We start from the raw sequence: 18,678 nt of genomic DNA, 5'->3' as shown, positions 1-18,678 counted from the left end.
GGTAAGTTGGGTGCATGACCCACCCCGCGGACGACGCCGACGCGGCCCAGCCGCGCCGCGGCGGGTACCGCAAGGGCGCCGAGCGGCGCACGCAGATCCTCGACGAGATGATCCGCATGGTCGCCGAGCAGGGGGTCGACGCATCGTCGCTCCGCTCGGTGGCCGAGGCCCTCGGGATCACGCACGCGGCACTGCGCCACTACTTCCCGAGCCGTGACGAACTGCTGCTCGCCGTCTACCGGGAGCACGAGGTCCGCGAGCAGGGCGCGCCCGACCGGATGAAGTCGGCGATCGGCGACATGCGCGAGAGCGCGTCGCGCAACCGGGCCGTGCCGGGGCTGGTGCAGCTGTACACGACCCTCGCGGCCGACGCCGTGCAGGAGGGCCACCCGGCCACGCGCGACTTCATGCGCGAACGCTTCGCCCGGCTGCGTGCTGAACTCGCCGAACTGATCGAGGCGGACCAGGCGAGCGGCCGGATCCGCGCCGACCTGGACCCGGTCGACCTGGCGAGCCTGAGCATCGCGGCATCCGACGGGCTGCAGGTCCAGTGGCTGCTCGACCCCGACGCCGTCGACGGCGAGCGGGTGCTGCGGCTGCTCGAGCAGCTCGTCCCGCCGGTGCGCTGAGCGGCCAGGGGTACGCCCAGACCGCCGGTGGCACAGCGACCGGCCGGTAGAAGGGCAGCATGACCACTTCCACGCGCACCCCGCTCGGCGTCACGCTCGTCGACGGGGGCGCCAACGTCGCCCTGTTCTCGAGCACCGCCGAGCGGGTCGAGTTCTGCACCTTCGACGACGACGGCACCGAGCACCGCACCGAGCTCCGCAACCGCACCGGCTACACCTTCCACGACGTCGTCCCCGGCGTGACCGTCGGCACCCGCTACGGCTTCCGCGTGCACGGCGCGTGGGACCCGGCGAACGGCCTGCGCCACAACGGCGCGAAGCTCCTGCTCGACCCCTACGCCACCGCGATCGACGGCACCTACGAGTGGGGCCAGGCGCTCTTCGGTCACGACATGAACGAGCCCGAGCAGATCGACGAGACCGACTCGGCCACCGCGATGCCCAAGTCCGTCGTCGCCGACCGGTCCTTCGACTGGGACGGTGACACCCTGCTGCGGACCCCGCTCGCCGACACCGTCGTGTACGAGGTGCACGTCAAGGGCTTCACGAAGCAGCACCCGGACGTCCCCGAGGAGATCCGCGGCACCTACGCCGGCATGGCCCACCCGGCAGCGATCAAGCACCTCACCGACCTCGGCGTCACCGCGGTGGAGCTGCTGCCGACGCACCAGTTCGTGCAGGACTCGACGCTCCTCGACAAGGGCCTCCGCAACTACTGGGGCTACAACAGCATCGGCTTCTTCGCGCCGCACGACGAGTACTCGTCCGCCGGCACCGCCGGGCAGCAGGTCGCCGAGTTCAAGGAGATGGTGAAGGCCCTGCACGCCGCGGGGCTCGAGGTCATCATGGACGTCGTCTACAACCACACCGCCGAGGGCAACCACATGGGCCCGACGCTGTCGTTCAAGGGGATCGACAACCAGTCGTACTACCGGCTGGTCGAGGGTGACGAGGCGAACTACTTCGACACCACGGGCACCGGCAACAGCCTGAACGTCGGGCACCCGGCGGCCCTCGGACTCATCATGGACTCGCTCCGCTACTGGGTCGAGGAGATGCACGTCGACGGCTTCCGGTTCGACCTGGCCACGACGCTCACCCGCCAGGACGGCGAGGCCGAGAAGCACTCCGCGTTCCTCGACATCATCCACCAGGACCCCGTGCTGCGTGAGGTCAAGATGATCGCCGAGCCGTGGGACACCGCCGGCTACCAGGTCGGCGGGTTCCCGGCCGACTGGTCCGAGTGGAACGGCAAGTACCGCGACGACCTGCGGGCCTTCTGGCGCGGCGACGAGGGCGCACTCGGCGACGCCGTCCAGCGGGTCCTGGGCAGCCCGGACGTCTACGAGGGCTCACGGCGCTCCCCGCTGTGCTCGATCGACTTCGTGACCGCCCACGACGGTTTCACCCTGGCCGACCTGACGATGTACGCCGACAAGCACAACGAGGCGAACGGCGAGGACAACAACGACGGTGAGAGCGACAACACCTCGTTCAACGGCGGCATCGAGGGCCCGACCGACGACGGCGCGGTGAACGACTACCGCGACCGGCAGCGCCGCAACTTCCTCGGCACCCTGCTGCTCTCCGCCGGCGTGCCGATGATCCTGGGTGGCGACGAGCTCGCCCGGTCGCAGGGCGGCAACAACAACGCGTACTGCCAGGACGACGAGATCTCGTGGTTCGACTGGGCCGCCGCCGACCAGGACCTGCTCGCCTTCACCACGGCGGCCATCGCGTTCCGTCGGCAGCACCAGGCCCTGCGTCCGGAGTGGTTCCGCACCGCACCGGGTGACTCGGAGTCGACGGTGACCGTGCTCCGTGCCGACGCCGCCGGGTTCGAGGACGGCGACTGGGCGGACGGCGGCAACCGGGCCGTGACGCTCGTGCTCCACCAGGGCGACGACACCGTGGCCGTGCTGCTGAACGCGTCGGACACCACGGTGGAGTTCACGCTGCCGGAGCGTCCGGGTGGGGGCAGCTGGTCCCTCGGGCTGTCGAGCGACCCCGACCAGGCCGTGGTGGGCGACGCGGCGACGCTGCTCGTGCGCGACGCGTCCTTCACCGCGCTGGTCTGACGGGCGCGGGGGCGTCGCGCGCGGGGGCGTCGTTCGCGTCGCTCGCGTCGTGGTCTTCGCTTGGTGAGCAGCAATGGTCGGGTCCCCGTTCGGGACCCGACCATTGCTGCTCACGAAGTGGTGCGCGTGGTGCTCGCGGCGCTCCTAGGCGTTCGCGCCCGCGGTCAGCACGGCTGCCGCGGGGTCGAAGTCCTCGGGCAGCGGCGGGACCGCGTCCACGGTCGACGTGATGTCGACGGCGGAACCCGACTCGGCCGCGTCACGGATGCCGAGCAGGACGTCGAGCACGTGCAGCGCGACGGCGCCGGAGGCACGCTCGGGGCGGTCCTCCGCGATGGCGCGGGCGAGCTCGACGACACCGGTGCCACGGCCCCAGGTGGAGCCGACCGCTTCGAGCGTCTCGGGCTCGTCCTGCCCGTAGCGCCAGAGCTGCGACGAGCCCTCGAACGTGTTCGGGTCCGGCAGCGAGATCGTGCCGAGCGTGCCGTTGATCTCGACGAAGCCCATGCGCGGCAGGGCGTGCTGGAACGAGAACGTCGACTGGGCGGACTGCCCGCCGGCGAACTCGATCAGGGCCGCGTGGTGCGTCGGGACCTCGACCGGGAACGTCTCGCCGGCGCGGGGGCCGGACGCGATCGTGCGACGGTCGAGCGACTTCGACGAGACGGCCTGCACGCGCGAGGCGGTGCCGAACGCGTGCACCAGGGTCGTCACGTAGTACGGGCCCATGTCGAACAGGGGGCCGGCGCCGGTGGCGAACAGGAAGTCCGGGTTCGGGTGCCACGCCTCGGGTCCGGGCACGTGGAACAGGGTCGTCGCGGACAGCGGCTCGCCGATGTCACCGCGGGCGATGGCCCGGAGCGCCGTCTGGATGCCCGCACCGAGCACGGTGTCCGGAGCGGTCGCGACGCGCAGGCCCTTGGCCTTCGCCGACTCGAGCACCGCGGCGGCCGACGCGTGGTCGGTCGCGATCGGCTTCTCGCTCCAGACGTGCTTGCCGGCGTCGATGATCTGCTGGTCGACCTCGGCGTGTGCGGCCGGGATCGTCAGGTTGATCACGATCGAGATGTCGTCGCGGGCGAGGAGTTCCTCGACCGATCCCGACGAGGCGACGCCGTACTCCGCCGCCTGGGCAGCAGCGCGGTCGAGCAGCACGTCGGCGACGAAGCGGACCTCGACGTCGGCGAACTTGGTCAGGTTCTCGAGGTACTGGGTGGAGATGTTGCCGGCACCGATGATGCCGATCCCGACACGGCTCACTTGTCGTTGTCCTTGAGCCAGGTGAGGGACTCGGTGATGCCCTCGAAGACGTCGCCCTTGTACGCGTCGAACTCGACCACGCGGATCGCCTGCGGTGCGGCGGCGAGGATGGCGGTCACGTCGACGTCGCCCTGACCGGCCGGCGTCTGGTTCTCGAAGGCGCGCTGCAGTGCCTCGGGCACGATGAGGGCGCTCTCGGACGAGGGCAGCGCGGTGCGGATGTCACCGTCGACCTTGCCGTCCTTGACGTGGATCGCGACGACGCGGTCGCCCAGGCCCTTGAGCACGGCGGGGGCGTCGGCGCCACCGACGGTCGCCCAGAAGGTGTCGACCTCGAGGACGGTCTCCGGCGACAGCTGCGACACGAACAGGTCGTAGACGGTGCGGCCGTCGACCTTGTTCGTGAACTCCCACTGGTGGTTGTGGTAGCCGAACTGCAGGCCACGGCCGGCTGCCTCGGCGGTCAGCTCGTTGACGCGCTCGGCGATCTTCGCGACGTCGTCGGCGGTCTGCCAGCGGTTGGTCGGGATGAACGGGTCGATGACGGTGCGGATGCCGAGGCGCTCGGCAGCGTCCCAGATCGGCGCGGTGTCCTCGGCGTCGATCACGGCGACGTGGCCGGACGGAGCCTTGAGGCCGGTGGCCGCGAACGCACGCTCGAGGTCGGTGGCGCGCTCGACGAACGCGTAGGGCTCGACGTTCTCGTACCCGATCTCGGCGACACGGGCGATGGCCTTGTCGAGGTCTTCGGCGATGGCGTCGCGCAGCGAGTACAGCTGCACAGAAGTGGTGGGCATTGCAGAGGCTCCTTCGATCCTGTCTGGGTGTCGCGGCCCGTCGAGGAGCGATGCTCCGCGGCGAGATCGATGACGACGCTACCCCAAAAACCACCCGGTGTGTAGTTTTTGCTGCCCCGTGTGACGCGGCCCGGGAAGCGGTCGGTGTTGCAGACAACACGTGTCGATGTATGCTCGCGTCGGAAAAACCTTGTCAGGCAAGGTTTTCATCGACTCAAGGAGGCGTCATGAGCACACCCGAACCCGGCAGCCCGGCACTGCTCAACCCGGAAGAGGGCATCACCCAGCCCGTCAGCACGGTGAAGGTGGGCATCGGCTACCAGATCGCCCTGTTCCTCGGGCAGTTCGGCCTCTTCGTCGCGCTCATGGCGCCCGTCTACGTGAGCATGCAGCTCAAGGCGCAGGCCCTGGTCGGCGACGACGCTGCGAACGTCATCGGCTCGGTGCTGCCGATCGGCGCGTTCGGTGCGCTCATCATGAACCCCCTCGCGGGTGCCCTGTCCGACCGCACCCGCACGCGCTGGGGCCGTCGTCGCCCCTGGCTGCTCAGCGGTGTCGTGGTCTTCGCGATCGCCCTCGCGTGGATCGCCTACTCGCCCGACGTCCTCAACCTGACGCTGGCCTGGCTGCTCGCCCAGCTCGCCGCGAACGCCACGCTCGCCACCCTGCTCGCGAGCTTCGCCGACAACGTGCCGCAGCTGCAGCGCGGCCGGTCCTCGAGCATCATCGCGCTGGCGCAGAACATCGCCGTGCTCGCCGGCACCTACCTGTCGGTCTTCTTCGTCGCGAACCTGCCCGTGTTGTTCATCGCGCCGGGCATCCTGGCGATCATCCTGGTCGCCGTGTACGCCGTCGTCGCGCGGGACGACCTGCCGACCTACAAGGTCAAGAAGTTCACGTTCCTGAACCTCGTCGCGTCGTTCTGGACGAACCCGGTCAAGAACCCGGACTTCGCGTTCGCGTGGTGGTCGCGCTTCCTCATCATCCTCGCGACGTTCATGTTCACGACGTACCGCCTGCTCTACATGCAGGAGCACATCGGCATCGAGAAGCCGAAGGACGCCACGGCCGCCGTCGCCTTCGGCGTCCTGCTCTACACGATCGCGCTGCTGGTCAGTGCGGCGCTGTCCGGTTGGGCGTCGGACAAGCTCGGTCGCCGCAAGGTGTTCGTCGGCGGGTCGACGGCGATGTTCGCGGTCGGGCTCGTCGCGCTCGCGCACGCCGACACGGTCACCGGCTTCTACGTCGCCGAGGTCATCATGGGCTTCGCCTACGGCATCTACTCGGCCATCGACACGGCGCTCGTCGTCGACGTGCTGCCGAACGCCGACCGGCCCGGCAAGGACCTCGGTGTCATCAACATCGCGAACGCGCTGCCGCAGTCACTCGCGCCGGCGATCGCCCTGTTCTTCCTGAAGGTCGGGTCCGACGGTGCCGCCGACAACTACGAGCTCATGTGCTGGGCCGCCGGCGCGATCGCCCTCATCGGCGCACTCGTCGTGATCCCCATCAAGCGGGTGCGGTAACGCCCGTCGCGCACCGCGACCAGAAGAGGGACGGGAGGCCCGTGGCGACGCCGCCACGGGCCTCCCGTCCGTCTGCCTGGTTGCGTCAGCCGGCCCCGATAGCGTGATCCACATGCTCGCCGCCGCCCCAGCCCCGTTCGACACCCCCGCCGGCCGCATCATCGGGACGGTCGACGGCGACGTGGTGCGGGCGCTCGGGATCCCGTACGCGCAGGCCGAACGGTTCGCCCCGCCGCAGCCGATGCCACCGTTCGCGGGCGAGCTGCACGCGTCCACCCCGTCGCCGGTGGCACCGCAGCCGCACGAGGAGTTCGTCGACCTGCTGCTCAACCCGATCCAGGGCATCGAGGTCGACGAGCACTGCCAGCGGCTCTCGATCACGCTGCCCGCCGACGTCCGTCCAGGCGAGCAGCTGCCCGTGATGGTCTGGATCCACGGTGGCTCGTACGTCATCGGCGGCGGCGACCTGCCGATCTACGACGCCCGCGACCTGGTGACCGAGCAGCGCGTGATCGTGGTGTCGGTCACGTTCCGGCTCGGCGTGCTCGGATTCCTCGGTGACGGCGAGACGATCCCGGCGAACCTCGGGCTCCTCGACCTGGTCGAGTCGCTGCGCTGGGTGCGCGCGAACATCGCTTCGTTCGGCGGCGACCCCGACCTGGTCACCGTCTTCGGGCAGTCGGCCGGCGGGGACGCGGCCGCGCACCTGATGATCAGTGCCGGCGCCGAAGGGCTCTTCCGCCGCGCGATCATCCAGAGCGCTCCGCTCGGGCTGTCCCGCCGTCGGGCACGGATGAACCGCGCGATGGTCCGGGCGGTCGGCACCGTGCACGCCGACACCCCGCTCGAGGACCTGCTCGACCGTCAGGCACTCGGAACCCGGGCCGCCGCGCCGTACGGGCTCGCCGCCGGCATGCCCTTCGGCACCCAGTACGGCTTCGCGCCGCTGCCCGCCGAGCGTGACCTCGACGCCGCGTGGAGCCGGGTCGCCCCCGACGTCGACGTGCTGATCGGGTCTGGTTCCGACGAGGCCGGCATGTACGTGCCGCTCGTGCCCGGCCTGCGTCGGGTCACCCGGTCACGGGTGCTGCGGTCGGCCCTGCGGTGGTGGGTCGTGCGTCCGCTGTCCGACGTCATCTACGGGCGCGACGCCCGACGGTTCACCGAGCGGCACCGACGCGCCGGCGGCCGGGCGACCTCGTACCGACTGCACCGCGGTGTCACGAGCGCCCCGACCGGAGCCGTGCACATGAGCGACCTGCCGCTGCTGCTCGGCGGCCGCGAGGCCTGGGCCGGCACCCGGTTCGTCCCCGAACGCGACTGGCCCGAGGTCGAGCGCCGCGGTCGGGCCTTCCGGGCGATCTGGGCCGACTTCGCCCGCACCGGCGAGGTCCGGGCCCCCGACGACGAGACGCTGACGTTCGACCGCGGCTGACCGGGAGCCGGCGACGGTGGCCGCGCCCCCTGAACTGGCGGTCGCGGGCCGCTGACCGGCCCCGCACAATCGTCAGCATGCCCACGACCGATGTCGACCTCCGCGCACGCATCATCGCCGGGGCGATCAGTGCCTACCGAGCCGGGGACTTCCACCGTGTCGGGCCCGACGAGGTCGCCGAGCACGCCGGTGTCACGGCCGACGAGTTCCACCGGGCGTACCCGATGTGGGAACTCCTGGTGGTCGCGGTCATGGACAAGTGGAACAACGGCAGCCGACTCGAGCTCTGGCCGATCGCGGAGCGGGACGGCACGGTCGCCTACCTGCGTGCCCGGCTCGCGGCGGGCGTGGAAGATCCCGCCCTCGTGCGCCTCCGGGTCGCCGTGCTCAGCGCCGCCTCGAACCCCGACCACCCCGCCGCCGGGTGGTTCCGCACGCAGTACACGCGAGCGTTCGAGGACGTCACCCTCGCCCTGGTCCGTGACGTCGTCGCCGGCCGGGAACCCCGCGGCGCATCGCCCCGGCACGCAGCCGAGCAGCTCATGGCGCTGTACGAGGGGCTCCAGCTGCAGTCCGTGATCCGCGACGACGGGGAACCGCTCAGCGCCTTCGACCGGGCGGTCGCTCGGATGCGCGTGGGCTGGGCGGCGGCACGCGTCGACGCCTGATCCGGGTCGGGCGCCCACGTCGGGTGCGGTTGGCCGGGAGGCCCATGGCGGCGGCGACTCGCGCCTGCCGGCCCGGGGAGTGGTCGCGACACACCGCACGTGCTGCGTCGCGTGGTCACGTTCCGTCGTTTGCGGGCGGCGGGGCCGACGGTCTGTGACCGCTCGGCGTGCGGGCCGCGGGGGGTCGTGACCGGTTAGCGGGCTGGAGGAGCGTCCGCACCACCCCGGTCCACGGCCTGGAGGCCCGGCGCGGCTGGCAGACGTCGGTGCACCCACCTGGCATGGTCGGCCCATGGAGTACACGGACTACGACACCCGGCTCGCCGCCTACGGCGTGATCACGGACGGTGACCGCGTGCTCCTGGCGAAGCTGCGTCACCCCGACGCGGGCACGTGGACGTTACCGGGCGGCGGGGTCGAGTTCGACGAGACCGTCGAGCAGGCCGTCGTGCGCGAGATCCGCGAGGAGACCGGGTACGAGGCCCAAGCCGGTGCCCTGCTCGGGGTCCGACACCACATCGTCCCCGCGGAGCGCCGCATCCACGCCAACGGTCGCACGATGAAGGCCGTGCAGGTGGTGTTCCGGGCGACGATCACCGGGGGAGCCCTGCGGCACGAGCTCGACGGCTCGACCGACGAGTCGCGGTGGATCCCCGTCGCCGAGCTCCCGCACCACCGCCACGGCCTGCTCGTGCCGATCGCCCTCGGCTGGGCGGGCGCCCTGTCCCGCTGACCGCTGGCGTCACTCCTCGATGACGCTGAGGACGTTGCCCGACGGGTCGGTGAACCAGGCGATGAGCGGCCCGCCCTTCCGGTTCACACCCCGGTCGTCGGTCATCCCCTCGTACTGCAGGAACACGACGCCCTTCGCGGTGAGCTCGTCGACCGCGGCGTCGATGTCCGGCACCGGAAAGTTCAGCACCGTGAAGGCCGCCGGTTCGTGACCCGGGCCCTTCGGGTAGACGAGCACCTGGTGTCCACCGCCGAGCTGCAGGAAGAGCATGCCGTGGTCCTCGGTGACCTCGACCCCCAGGACGTCCTCGTAGAACGCCTTCGCCTCGGGCACGTCGCGCACCGAGAACCCGCTGAACGCCTTCGTCGCATCGACCATGCGGCAAGTGAACCACCGCGGCCCGGCGTCGGTGCGCTCTGCGAGGATGAGGCCGTGAGCGACTCCGGCACGGCCGTCGACCAGGCCGTCGAGCGCGCCGTCGAACTGGCCCGTTCGAGCCGCCGCACGGTGCTCGGGATCGCCGGAGCACCGGGCGCTGGCAAGTCCACGCTCGCCCGTCGCATCGTCACCGCCGTCGACGACCGCCTGGGTGCCGGCACGGCGGTGCAGGTCCCGATGGACGGCTTCCACCTGTCGAACGCGGCGCTCGACGCCCTCGGCCGGCACGACCGCAAGGGCGCGGCGGACACCTTCGACGCCGACGGCTACGTCGCGCTCGTCCGCCGACTCGTCACCGTCGACGAGGACGTGGTGTGGGCGCCGGACTTCGACCGTCGCGTGGACGAACCCGTCGCCGGCAGCATCGCGGTACCCCGCGCCGCCCGCCTCGTGGTGTCCGAGGGTAACTACCTGCTCGACGACACCGCACCGTGGTCGGCGCTGCCGGCGCTCTTCACCGAGACCTGGTTCTGCGCCGTCGCCGACGACGTGCGGCTCGACCGCCTGGTCGGACGGCACATGCGGCACGGCCGCGACCACGACGCCGCCCGGGCGTGGGCGGTGGAGGTGGACGGCGTGAACGCCGCCAGGGTCGCGCCCACGGTGATCCGGGCCTCCAGGACTGTGTGGACGTGACCACCGACCGACGCGACCCGAAATCGACACCGACACCGACACCGACACGAGGAGCGACAATGACCATCGCCATCACCGGAGCGACCGGCAACATCGGGGGCGCCGTGAGCGCGGCGCTCGCCGCGGACGCCGTGCCGTTCCGGATGCTCGTGCGCGACGCCTCGCGTGCGCCGGAGCTGCCCGGCACCGAGGTCGCCGTCGCGACCTTCGCCGACGCCGACGCAAGCCGAGCGGCGCTCGAGGGCGTCGAGGTGCTGCTCATGGTCTCGGCGGCCGAGGCCCAGGACCGCCTCGACCAGCACCGGGCGTTCGTCGCCGCGGCGGCCGACGCGGGCGTGCGGCACGTGGTCTACACGTCGTTCCTCGGCGCGGCTCCCGACGCGACCTTCACGCTCGGACGCGACCACTGGGCGACGGAGCAGGCGATCCGCGAGAGCGGGATGGCGTTCACGTTCCTGCGCGACAGCTTCTACTTGGACTTCGTCGAGGACCTGGTCGGTGAGGACGGCGTCATCCGCGGCCCGGCCGGCGACGGCGCGATGGCCGCGGTGGCCCGTGCCGACGTCGCCCGCGTCGCGACCGCGGTGCTGCACGACCCGGACGCGCACCGAGACCAGACGTACGAGCTGACCGGCCCCGAGGCGATCACCCTGGCCCAGGCGGCGGCGATCGTGTCCGAGGTCCGCGGCCGGACGATCAGCTACCACCCGGAGACCCTCGACGAGGCGTACGCATCACGTGCGCAGTGGAACCCGGAGCCGTGGCAGGCCGACGCCTGGGTGAGCACCTACACGGCCATCGCCGAGGGGGCGCTCGCGCACGTGTCCGGCGACGTCGAACGCATCACCGGGCGTCCGCCGATGTCCCTGCGCGAGGTGCTCGCCGCGAGCTGACCCGTGGTGGCGGTGCGCACCGGGTCCGACGGACGGCCCGGGCAGCCCGCAGTGCCAGACGGTCCAGGCGATGCCGTCCGCCCGGCGCGGCTGCATCGGCAGGCGTGCGTGCCGGGTGCCGCTGGTGAGTGCTCGGCAGCCCCCGACCAGTGCGGCGCGCAGGACCGGGTCCGTGCGGGGCGCGTGGGCCTCGACGACGAGGACGCGCAGGCCGTCGGCGATCCTCCGGCGGATCTGGTGCGTCGTGAAGACGGGCACGGTGCCCGAGAACCCGCCGTCTGTCAGCACGGGGAGTCCGGTCGCGTCGATCACGGGTGCGGAGATGTGCCACGTGTCCGTCATGAAGAGCGGTTCGTCGTGCCGGTACCCCTCCAGGCGTCGCGCGGTCGCGACGAGCCGGCTGAGGGCACGCGGGTAGGGCGTCGACCCGCCCCACGGGTCCGGGCGCGACACGTGGAAGACGTCCGGACTGCCGACCGGGATCGGCCAGCGTGCGGGCCACGGCCCGACCGACGCGTCGACGCCGCTGCCGTCGCGGGTCGCGTCGAGGGCCTGCAGTGAGAACGCGGCGGGGCCGGCGACGAGCGCGAGCCCGGCTGCCAGCGCGATGACCGTCCTGGAGGCCCGGTGCCGGTCCGGCCCGCGCGTCGCCTCCCAGCGGGGTCGCCACCACACCGCCACCAGCGTCGCGACGACGGCGACCGTCGAGACGGCGATCGCGGGCACGGCGAGCACGCTCGGCATCGCGGTGCCCCGCGCGAGGAACACCACCCAGCCGAGCTGCGCCGCGGCGAGGACGACCGGGAGCGCCCGGAGCCCTCGAGCCTGCGCCCGGACGAGCCCGACCGCACCGCGCCACCCGAGCGCTGCGAGCAGGGCGAGCTGCACGCCGATCGCGGCGACGTAGGCGGTGTGCGGCACGGCGGCCACCGAGAGCACGGCCGCCGCGGTGCCGAGCCAGACCACCAGGACGGCCAGGGTGGCGGATCCGGCGCGGGTGTCGAACGCGTGCCCGAACGGGGAGCCGAGGGCACCGGGTCGCTCCGCACGGCGGCGGACGAGCACCACGGCCGCGACCACCACGCCGAACACCGCCGCGGGCAGGAGCCAGGCCACCTGCGACGCCAGGTGCGGTCCGAGCAGCTTGCCGAACCCGGCCGGACCACCGCGCCAGGTGTGCGGACCGAACGGCACCGTGAACGACCGGACGGACCCGGGCACCGCGCCGGGCAGGAACCGGTCGATGCCGTTGTACCCGAACACCATCGCGAGCGGACTGTCGTCGGTGGAGCCGTCCGCCCACGGCCGCGAACCCGACGGCGTGAGCGCCAGCGCGGTGACCCACGACACCGACGCCAGGACTGCGACGATCCCGAGCACCCCGGCGCGGACCACCCGGGTGCCGAAGCGGAAGGAGCCGCCGTCGTACCGGGCCGAGGCCAGCAGGGTGCCGAGCAGCAGCGCCGGCAGGACGAACCAGGCCTGCACCATCTTCGCCTGGAACCCGACGCCGACCGCCAGGCCCGCAGTGACGAGCGGCCACCAGCGCCCGGTCAGTGCCGCGTGCTGCCAGCACAGCAGGGCGACCGCCAGCGCGGCGGTGACCATGCCGTCCTCCATCGGGTGCGCGAACATCGACACGAAGACCGGCGTCGACCCGGCTGCCGCGGCGGCGACGAGGCCCGTCCCGACACCGGCCCAGCGGAGTCCGACCAGGGAGCAGGCCCACAGCGTGACGAGGCCCTCGACGACCTGCGGGAACGCGAGTGCGGCGGTGGAGTGCCCGAACAGCCGGAGGCTCAGCGCCTGCGGGACGGCGAAGCCGCTGAGCTTGTCGAGCGTCACCGTCGCCGAGGGGTCGAACGCGCCCGAGAACAGCGCCGGCCACGACTCGGACATCGACCGCGCCGACGCCTGGTAGAAGCTGAAGTCCCCGCCACGGCCCAGGTTCCAGGCGAGCAGCGCGGTCGTGCCGCCCGCGATCACGAGCAGGGTGAGCCGTGCCGCGAGCGGCTGGTCCCGCCAGCGGGCGGGTCGTCGGATGTCCACTCTCCGGACCTTGGCCGTCCGGGATGACGACCGGCCGGGACCGTGCCGCCAGCTGGCCGCGAAGCCGGTCCGCGCGCTGAGGGGTCGTGCGGGTGCGGCCCCCGTCGGTCAGCGCCTCGGGGGTCGAGCCGGAGCGGGGTCTCAGCCGGCGTTCGGGTTCGGGGTCAGGACACCCGTCGGGCGGCGAACGTCCCGACGACGCCGAGGGTGAGCACCGCGACGAGCACGACGAGCAGCGGTGCCGTCCAGTTCCCCGTCGCACCGTGCAGCGCGCCGGCGACGAGCGGCCCGGCCGACCCGAGCAGGTACCCGCCGCCCTGCACGAACGCGGACATCCGACGGGCGTCGGCGTCGCTCGAGACGATCCGCACGATGACGATGAAGATCACGGTGATGCCGCCGCCCTGGGCCGCACCGCCGAGCACCGACCACAGCAACCAGAGCTGCGGGGCGAACAGCAGCCCGAGGGGCATCGCCAGCCACAGGGTGCCGACCAGGGCGATGATCGCCGCCGGTCGCCACCGGGTCGCGAGCAGCGGGACACCGAGTGCCCCGACGACGGCCAGGATCTGGAACACCGACGAGCTCGCGCCCGACGACGCCTTCGAGAACCCGATCTCGTCGTGCAGCAGCGTCGGGATCCACGCGGTGAGGGCGTAGTACGAGAACGCCTGACCGCCGAAGGCGAGCGTCAGCCCCCAGGTGATGAGCCGTCGTGCCGGTCGGATGGGCTCGGCGGCGGCGACCCGTGCGGCCTCGGCGGCACGGGCCGTCCGGATCGCCCCGGTGTCGAGCACCTGGTCGATCGGGCCGGTGACGGGCAGTGGTTCGTCCCGCTCGGAGGGCAGCGGGCGTCGCCAGGCGGCACGAGCACCGACCGTGTAGGTCCAGGCCGCGGCGGCGATGAGTGCGAAGACCGCCCAGATCGCGATGGCGACCGGCCACCCCCACAGGGCGGCCAGGGGAGCGGTGCCGAGCGACGTGATCATCGACCCGACGTTGAGCGCCGACGTGTAGACGCCGGTGACCAGGCCGACGCGTTCCGGCGAGGTGTCCCGCCGGATGACCACCGGGATCACCACGTTGCCGATCGTGATGCCGATGCCGATGACCGCGGTGCCGATCAGCAGCGCCGCCGACGAGGGCATCGAGCGCACGACGGTGCCGACGAGCACGATGACGAGCGACAGGGACACCGCGCGCTCGGGGTCGGCCTTCGCGATGACCCAGCTGGCGAACGGCGTCGCGAGGGCGAAGCACAGCACCGGGATCGTCGTCAGCAGCCCGGCGATCGTCGCGGTCAGGCCGAGGTCGGCGCGGACGTCCCCGATGACCGGGGCGGTCGCGACGATCGGGCCGCGGAAGTTCAGGGCGATCAGGACGATGGCCGCGGGCAGCAACCAGGCGGCGCCGCGGAGGCCCCGGCGTGCAACGTCGTTCATGCGGACGGCGTCGCGGACGGCAGCAGGATCGGCAGCAGGTCGAGCGGGGTGGCGGCGCGGGCGATGGTGCCCTCGGCTTCGTCGGGGGAGCCGTAGCCCCACTCGGCGAAGACGACCGGGACGCCGTGCACGGTCGCCCCCTCGACGTCGTGCTTCCGGTCGCCGATCAGCACCGGGCGGCTGGTGTCGAAGCCGTGGGCCTCGAGGCGTCGCAGTGCCTCTTCGACGACGTCGGCCTTGCTCGACCGCACCTCGTCGTCGCTCGCGCCCGTGATGATGTCGATGTCCCCGGTGAGCCCGTAGTGCTCGAGGATGTAGGTCGCCGGGGTCTCCGGCTTGCTCGTCGCCGTCGAGATCGGCAGCCCCGCCTGGTGCAGGGTGCGCAACACGACGTCGATGTCCGGGAACATCTCGGAGTCGAGCGCCCCGTGCGAGAAGTAGTGCTCGCGGTAGACGGCGAGGGTGCGGTCGGCCAGTTCGTCGTCCATGCCCATCGCGATCCGGAACGTGTCCATGATCGGCGGGCCCACGAACGACATCAGGGTGTCGCGGTCCGGCACCGGGACGCCGACGGTGCGGAAGGTGTGCGTCAGGCTCTCGAGGATGCCCGGCGCTGAATCGCTGATGGTGCCGTCGAGGTCGAACAGGATGGCGGAGAACGGGCTGGTCATGTCCTGCCCACCCTAGCCGGGACGTGGCGGGGACCATCCGGGATCCGTCGGCGGCGGGGCGGGGGTGGGCCGTGCCTCCAGGCCGGACGGCCCGACGCGGGTCAGAACAGGCGGGTGTGGCCGCCCTCGATGCCGCGCATCGCGTCGTAGTCGAGCACGAGGACGCGGATGCCGCGGTCCTCGGCGAGGGTGCGTGCCTGCGGTGCCACCGTCTGCGCGGCGAGCACGCCCTGCACCGGGCGCAGGTGCGGATCGCGGTTCATGAGCTCGAGGTACCGGGTGAGCTGCTCGACCGCGTCGATGTTGGCGTTGCGCTTCATCTCGACCGCGACGCTCGCCCCTGCGTCGTCGCGGGCCAGGATGTCGACCGGCCCGATCGCCGTCATGTACTCGCGACGGACCAGGGTGTGGCCGTCACCGAGGAGCTCGATCTGCTCGGCCAGGAGCTGCTGCAGGTGCGCCTCGACCCCGTCCTTCACCAGGCCCGGGTCGACGCCCAGGTCGTGGGTCTCGTCGGACACCACCTCGTACAGGGAGACGATGAGCTTGTCCTGCGTCTTCTTCTGCGTCACCGTCCACACCTGCGTGATGCCGGCGACCGACTGCTCCTCGTCCGGCTCGGTGATCTCGATCGAGCAGGGCGGGCTCATCCAGTTCAGCGGCTTGTAGCTGCCGCCGTCGGAGTGCACGAGCAGGGAGCCGTCCGCCTTGAGCATGAGCAGGCGGGTCGCGAGCGGCAGGTGGGCTGAGAGCCGGCCCGCGTAGTCGACGGAGCACCGGGCGATGACGAGACGCACCCCGGAAGCCTAACCGGGCGGAGGGCTCGCCGCCGCCGCCGTCTCGTCATCGCTGGTGCGCATGTCGGCCCTTGAGCCGTTCCTTCACGTACTTCGCTCCCAGCCCAGCGCCGATCACGATGACGGGGGTGCCGATGGAGAACACGGCCGACGAAGCAGCTGGCATCCAGTTGCCGAGCACCAGGAGTGCCACGAGGGCAGCGATGACGATCGCGATGTACAGGAGCCATGACCGCATGGTGTCGTCCTTCCCTGTCCTCGCTCAGAACGGTGCCGATGACCGGCAACCGACGGTCGAGCCACCCTTCACGTCGTACCACCACAGTTTCCGCCCGCCGCTGCAGATGCCGTGCTGGAACACGTATGTGGTCGCAACGCTGACGACGACACCGATCACGGCGCAGGCTGCCCAGCCGACGCCCGGGATGAGGCAGATGGCGGCACCGATGGCTGCGCCGCCACCCGCGGCGAGAGCCTGTTGGTCGACGGTGTTGAACCCGATCGCTGTCTTGATCCCCGAAAAGCGGGCCTCGAGGAACGGCGAGATCGTTCCGGCGGATCCGGTCTCGTCTGCCTCCTCGATGGCCGCCCTGACGTCGGCGGCACTCGGGAGCGTGAGCGTTCCTTCGTCGACGATGTACCGGTACGAGGTCAGGCCGGCTTCGGTGACCGCCTGGCGGCGCACGGACGATGCTTCGAGCTCCTCGAGCCCTTCGAGGAAGACGGCCGGATCGAGTGCTGCGCTGCCGTTCGGAGCCAGTTCATCGAGATCCGTGGCGGAGAAGAAGGTCGACGCGTCCGGATCGGCTTCCACTGCGTTGGCGGGGCTGCCGACCAGTGCCGAGGCGCAGACCGCTGCGGCTGAGATCGCGACCAGGGCGGTGCGGACGGGGTTGACGGTGCTGAGCTTCATGGGTTCTCCTGTCGAGCGTCGTTGCCAGATGCTGAAACTCTGGACCTGATACATCACTTCCACAAGAGGCAATTCGCAGTTGGGAGCGCGAAGACGCACCTGTGCAGAGGGCACGGATTCACATGCCCGTAACGACGTTCTGCACATGTACCGCAATCCGAAGCCGTCCTACCGTGGCTGACACCCCGATCGGCCCACGCCGACACCCCTCCCCGAGGAGCCACGATGGCCAGCGAGACAGCAGTGTCAGCACCACGAACCCCCCGTTCCGAGTCGGTCGCCGTCGACGACTACTCGCTCAGCCGAGTCCCGATGTCCGCGCGCTACGGCTGGTTCCAGGTCGCCGTGCAGCGCTTCGGGCAGATCTCGGCCCTGTCCCAGTTCCTGCTCGGTGCGACGCTCGGCTTCGGCATGAGCTTCTGGGACGCCTTCTGGGCGATCACCCTGGGCGCCGTGATCCTGGAGATCGTCTCGGTGCTCGTCGGCGTCATCGGCGTCAAGGAGGGCCTGAACACCTCGGTCATCGCCCGCTGGACGGGGTTCGGCAAGGCCGGCTCGGCGTTGGTCGGGCTGGCGATCGGGCTGAGCCTGATCGGCTGGTTCGGCATCCAGTCGGGCGTCTCGGCGGCCGGCCTCGTCTCGATCCTGCCGATCCTGCCCGCCTGGGCGTGGTCGCTCGTGTTCGGGCTGCTCGTCACCGCGATCGTCCTGCGCGGGTTCCACTCGATGCAGTGGCTGGCGAACGTGACCGTGCCGCTGTTCCTGGTGCTCGTCGGCTGGGCGGTCATCGTCGAGCTGAGCCGGCACTCGATCGCCGAGCTCGCCGCGCGTGCCCCGGCCGGTCCGGAGCTGAGCTTCGTGGCCGGCACCACCCTGGTGGCGGGTGGGTTCATCGTCGGTGCGGTGATCACGCCGGACATGACGCGCTTCAACCGCTCGGTCGGCGACGTCGTGAAGCAGACGCTGCTCGGCGTGACGCTCGGCGAGTACGTCATCGGCCTGGCCGGTGTCCTGCTCGCACACGCCGTCGGCTCCGCGGACATCACCCGCGTGATCACGTCGAGCGTCGGCTGGGTCGGCATCCTCGTGATCCTGCTCGGCACGTTCAAGATCAACGACTGGAACATCTACAGCTCGAGCCTCGGCGTCACGAACTTCATCGACGCGGTGTTCGGCAAGCAGGTGAACCGCGGGCTCGTGACGCTCGTGATGGGCGTCGTCGGCTCGGTGCTCGCCGCGGTCGGGTTCCTCGGGGCCCTCACACCGTTCCTGTCCGTGCTCGGGGTCGTCTTCCCGCCGATCGCCGGGATCATGGTGGCGGAGTACTTCGTCGTGAAGCGCTGGCGCCGCGAGCTGAGCGACGCCGAGAACATCCCGGCGACCTCGCCCACCTGGGTGCCGGCCACCCTGGTCATCTGGGCGGTCGCCTCGCTCATCGGGTACTTCGTCGCCGTCGGCATCCCGTCGATCAACTCCGTGGTCATCGCCTTCGTGCTCTACGTGGTCGCCGGCAAGGTCGGGCTGATCCGCGGCGTCGGAGTCAGTCGGACCGAGGCCGCGCCGGCTGCCACCGAGGCCCCGGTCGCCGAAGCACCGGCCACCCCCGCCGCCTGACCCGGGCGCTCCCCGAACGGCCGGTCGCGTCGCCGCACCCCTGATCCGCGCGACGGCGCGGCCGGTCCCCACTCCACGAACCAGCACCCCCCCCCGCGA

At 71.5% G+C, this 18,678-nt stretch carries 17 protein-coding genes and 1 pseudogene; 9 read left to right on the top strand and 9 right to left on the bottom strand.

Annotated elements, in window-relative coordinates:
- Window positions 1-14: 14 nt before the first annotated feature.
- Window positions 15-629, top strand: coding sequence for a TetR/AcrR family transcriptional regulator (locus DEJ06_RS05400; protein WP_027466979.1), 615 nt, complete (start codon window positions 15-17; stop codon window positions 627-629).
- 59 nt (window positions 630-688) lie between these two features.
- Complete coding sequence (gene glgX, locus DEJ06_RS05395; protein WP_111038653.1) at window positions 689-2,707, top strand: glycogen debranching protein GlgX; 2,019 nt, start codon at window positions 689-691, stop codon at window positions 2,705-2,707.
- Window positions 2,708-2,851: 144 nt separating this feature from the next.
- Here glgX and DEJ06_RS05390 read toward each other — a convergent pair whose 3' ends face one another.
- Together DEJ06_RS05390 and DEJ06_RS05385 are read right to left on the bottom strand one after the other, a co-directional pair.
- Window positions 2,852-3,967: a Gfo/Idh/MocA family protein gene (locus tag DEJ06_RS05390; RefSeq protein WP_111038652.1), complete on the bottom strand. Its 1,116-nt coding sequence runs from the start codon at window positions 3,965-3,967 to the stop codon at window positions 2,852-2,854.
- Entirely contained in the window at window positions 3,964-4,764 is an 801-nt protein-coding gene (locus DEJ06_RS05385) for a sugar phosphate isomerase/epimerase (RefSeq protein WP_181436688.1), read from the bottom strand. Before DEJ06_RS05385 ends, DEJ06_RS05390 begins: the two co-directional genes overlap by 4 nt.
- A 227-nt stretch (window positions 4,765-4,991) precedes the next feature.
- Here DEJ06_RS05385 and DEJ06_RS05380 point away from each other — a divergent pair, with 227 nt between their 5' ends.
- The 4 genes from DEJ06_RS05380 to DEJ06_RS05365 all read left to right on the top strand — a co-directional run bounded on the left by DEJ06_RS05380 (window position 4,992) and on the right by DEJ06_RS05365 (window position 9,126).
- Window positions 4,992-6,290, top strand: coding sequence for an MFS transporter (locus tag DEJ06_RS05380; RefSeq protein ID WP_111038650.1), 1,299 nt, complete (start codon window positions 4,992-4,994; stop codon window positions 6,288-6,290).
- Between the two features lie 112 nt (window positions 6,291-6,402).
- Entirely contained in the window at window positions 6,403-7,725 is a 1,323-nt protein-coding gene (locus DEJ06_RS05375) for a carboxylesterase family protein (protein ID WP_111038759.1), read from the top strand.
- Window positions 7,726-7,802: 77 nt separating this feature from the next.
- Window positions 7,803-8,393: a TetR/AcrR family transcriptional regulator gene (locus DEJ06_RS05370; RefSeq protein WP_111038649.1), complete on the top strand. Its 591-nt coding sequence runs from the start codon at window positions 7,803-7,805 to the stop codon at window positions 8,391-8,393.
- Window positions 8,394-8,685: 292 nt separating this feature from the next.
- Window positions 8,686-9,126, top strand: a complete 441-nt coding sequence (locus DEJ06_RS05365; protein ID WP_111038648.1) for an NUDIX hydrolase — start codon at window positions 8,686-8,688, stop codon at window positions 9,124-9,126.
- 9 nt (window positions 9,127-9,135) lie between these two features.
- Here the strand turns inward: DEJ06_RS05365 and DEJ06_RS05360 are convergent, their stop codons facing one another.
- Window positions 9,136-9,504, bottom strand: coding sequence for a VOC family protein (locus DEJ06_RS05360; protein ID WP_111038647.1), 369 nt, complete (start codon window positions 9,502-9,504; stop codon window positions 9,136-9,138).
- 54 nt (window positions 9,505-9,558) lie between these two features.
- Between DEJ06_RS05360 and DEJ06_RS05355 the strand changes: the two genes are divergently transcribed.
- Together DEJ06_RS05355 and DEJ06_RS05350 are read left to right on the top strand one after the other, a co-directional pair.
- On the top strand, window positions 9,559-10,200 hold the full coding sequence (locus tag DEJ06_RS05355) for a nucleoside/nucleotide kinase family protein (RefSeq protein WP_111038646.1): 642 nt from the start codon (window positions 9,559-9,561) through the stop codon (window positions 10,198-10,200).
- Window positions 10,201-10,259: 59 nt separating this feature from the next.
- Window positions 10,260-11,093, top strand: coding sequence for an SDR family oxidoreductase (locus DEJ06_RS05350; RefSeq protein ID WP_111038645.1), 834 nt, complete (start codon window positions 10,260-10,262; stop codon window positions 11,091-11,093).
- Between the two features lie 1,401 nt (window positions 11,094-12,494).
- Here DEJ06_RS05350 and DEJ06_RS18550 read toward each other — a convergent pair.
- The 6 genes and pseudogenes from DEJ06_RS18550 to DEJ06_RS05320 form a co-directional block, all read right to left on the bottom strand.
- Window positions 12,495-12,992: pseudogene (locus DEJ06_RS18550) on the bottom strand (ArnT family glycosyltransferase); the annotation flags it as partial.
- Window positions 12,993-13,306: 314 nt separating this feature from the next.
- Complete coding sequence (locus DEJ06_RS05340; RefSeq protein ID WP_111032463.1) at window positions 13,307-14,584, bottom strand: CynX/NimT family MFS transporter; 1,278 nt, start codon at window positions 14,582-14,584, stop codon at window positions 13,307-13,309.
- The gene (locus tag DEJ06_RS05335) at window positions 14,581-15,255 is read right to left on the bottom strand and encodes an HAD hydrolase-like protein (RefSeq protein ID WP_071404447.1); all 675 of its coding nucleotides are present in this window, start codon (window positions 15,253-15,255) and stop codon (window positions 14,581-14,583) included. The genes DEJ06_RS05340 and DEJ06_RS05335 overlap by 4 nt, the downstream gene beginning before the upstream one ends.
- Before the next feature lie 101 nt (window positions 15,256-15,356).
- A complete protein-coding gene (gene nucS / locus DEJ06_RS05330; RefSeq protein WP_017887754.1) occupies window positions 15,357-16,052 on the bottom strand; it encodes an endonuclease NucS in 696 nt (231 codons plus the stop codon).
- Between the two features lie 46 nt (window positions 16,053-16,098).
- The gene (locus DEJ06_RS05325) at window positions 16,099-16,290 is read right to left on the bottom strand and encodes a hypothetical protein (protein ID WP_071404448.1); all 192 of its coding nucleotides are present in this window, start codon (window positions 16,288-16,290) and stop codon (window positions 16,099-16,101) included.
- Between the two features lie 24 nt (window positions 16,291-16,314).
- Window positions 16,315-17,079: a hypothetical protein gene (locus tag DEJ06_RS05320; RefSeq protein ID WP_146245791.1), complete on the bottom strand. Its 765-nt coding sequence runs from the start codon at window positions 17,077-17,079 to the stop codon at window positions 16,315-16,317.
- Between the two features lie 111 nt (window positions 17,080-17,190).
- On the opposite strand from DEJ06_RS05320, the gene DEJ06_RS05315 reads away from it, so the two are divergent.
- The gene (locus tag DEJ06_RS05315) at window positions 17,191-18,579 is read left to right on the top strand and encodes a cytosine permease (protein WP_111022444.1); all 1,389 of its coding nucleotides are present in this window, start codon (window positions 17,191-17,193) and stop codon (window positions 18,577-18,579) included.
- The last annotated feature ends 99 nt before the right edge of the window (window positions 18,580-18,678 follow it).

Source organism: Curtobacterium sp. MCLR17_051, from assembly GCF_003234395.1.
Taxonomy (GTDB): domain Bacteria; phylum Actinomycetota; class Actinomycetes; order Actinomycetales; family Microbacteriaceae; genus Curtobacterium; species Curtobacterium flaccumfaciens.
The sequence above is the reverse complement of the archived record's forward strand: the minus strand, read 5'-3'. Positions and strand labels throughout refer to the sequence as shown.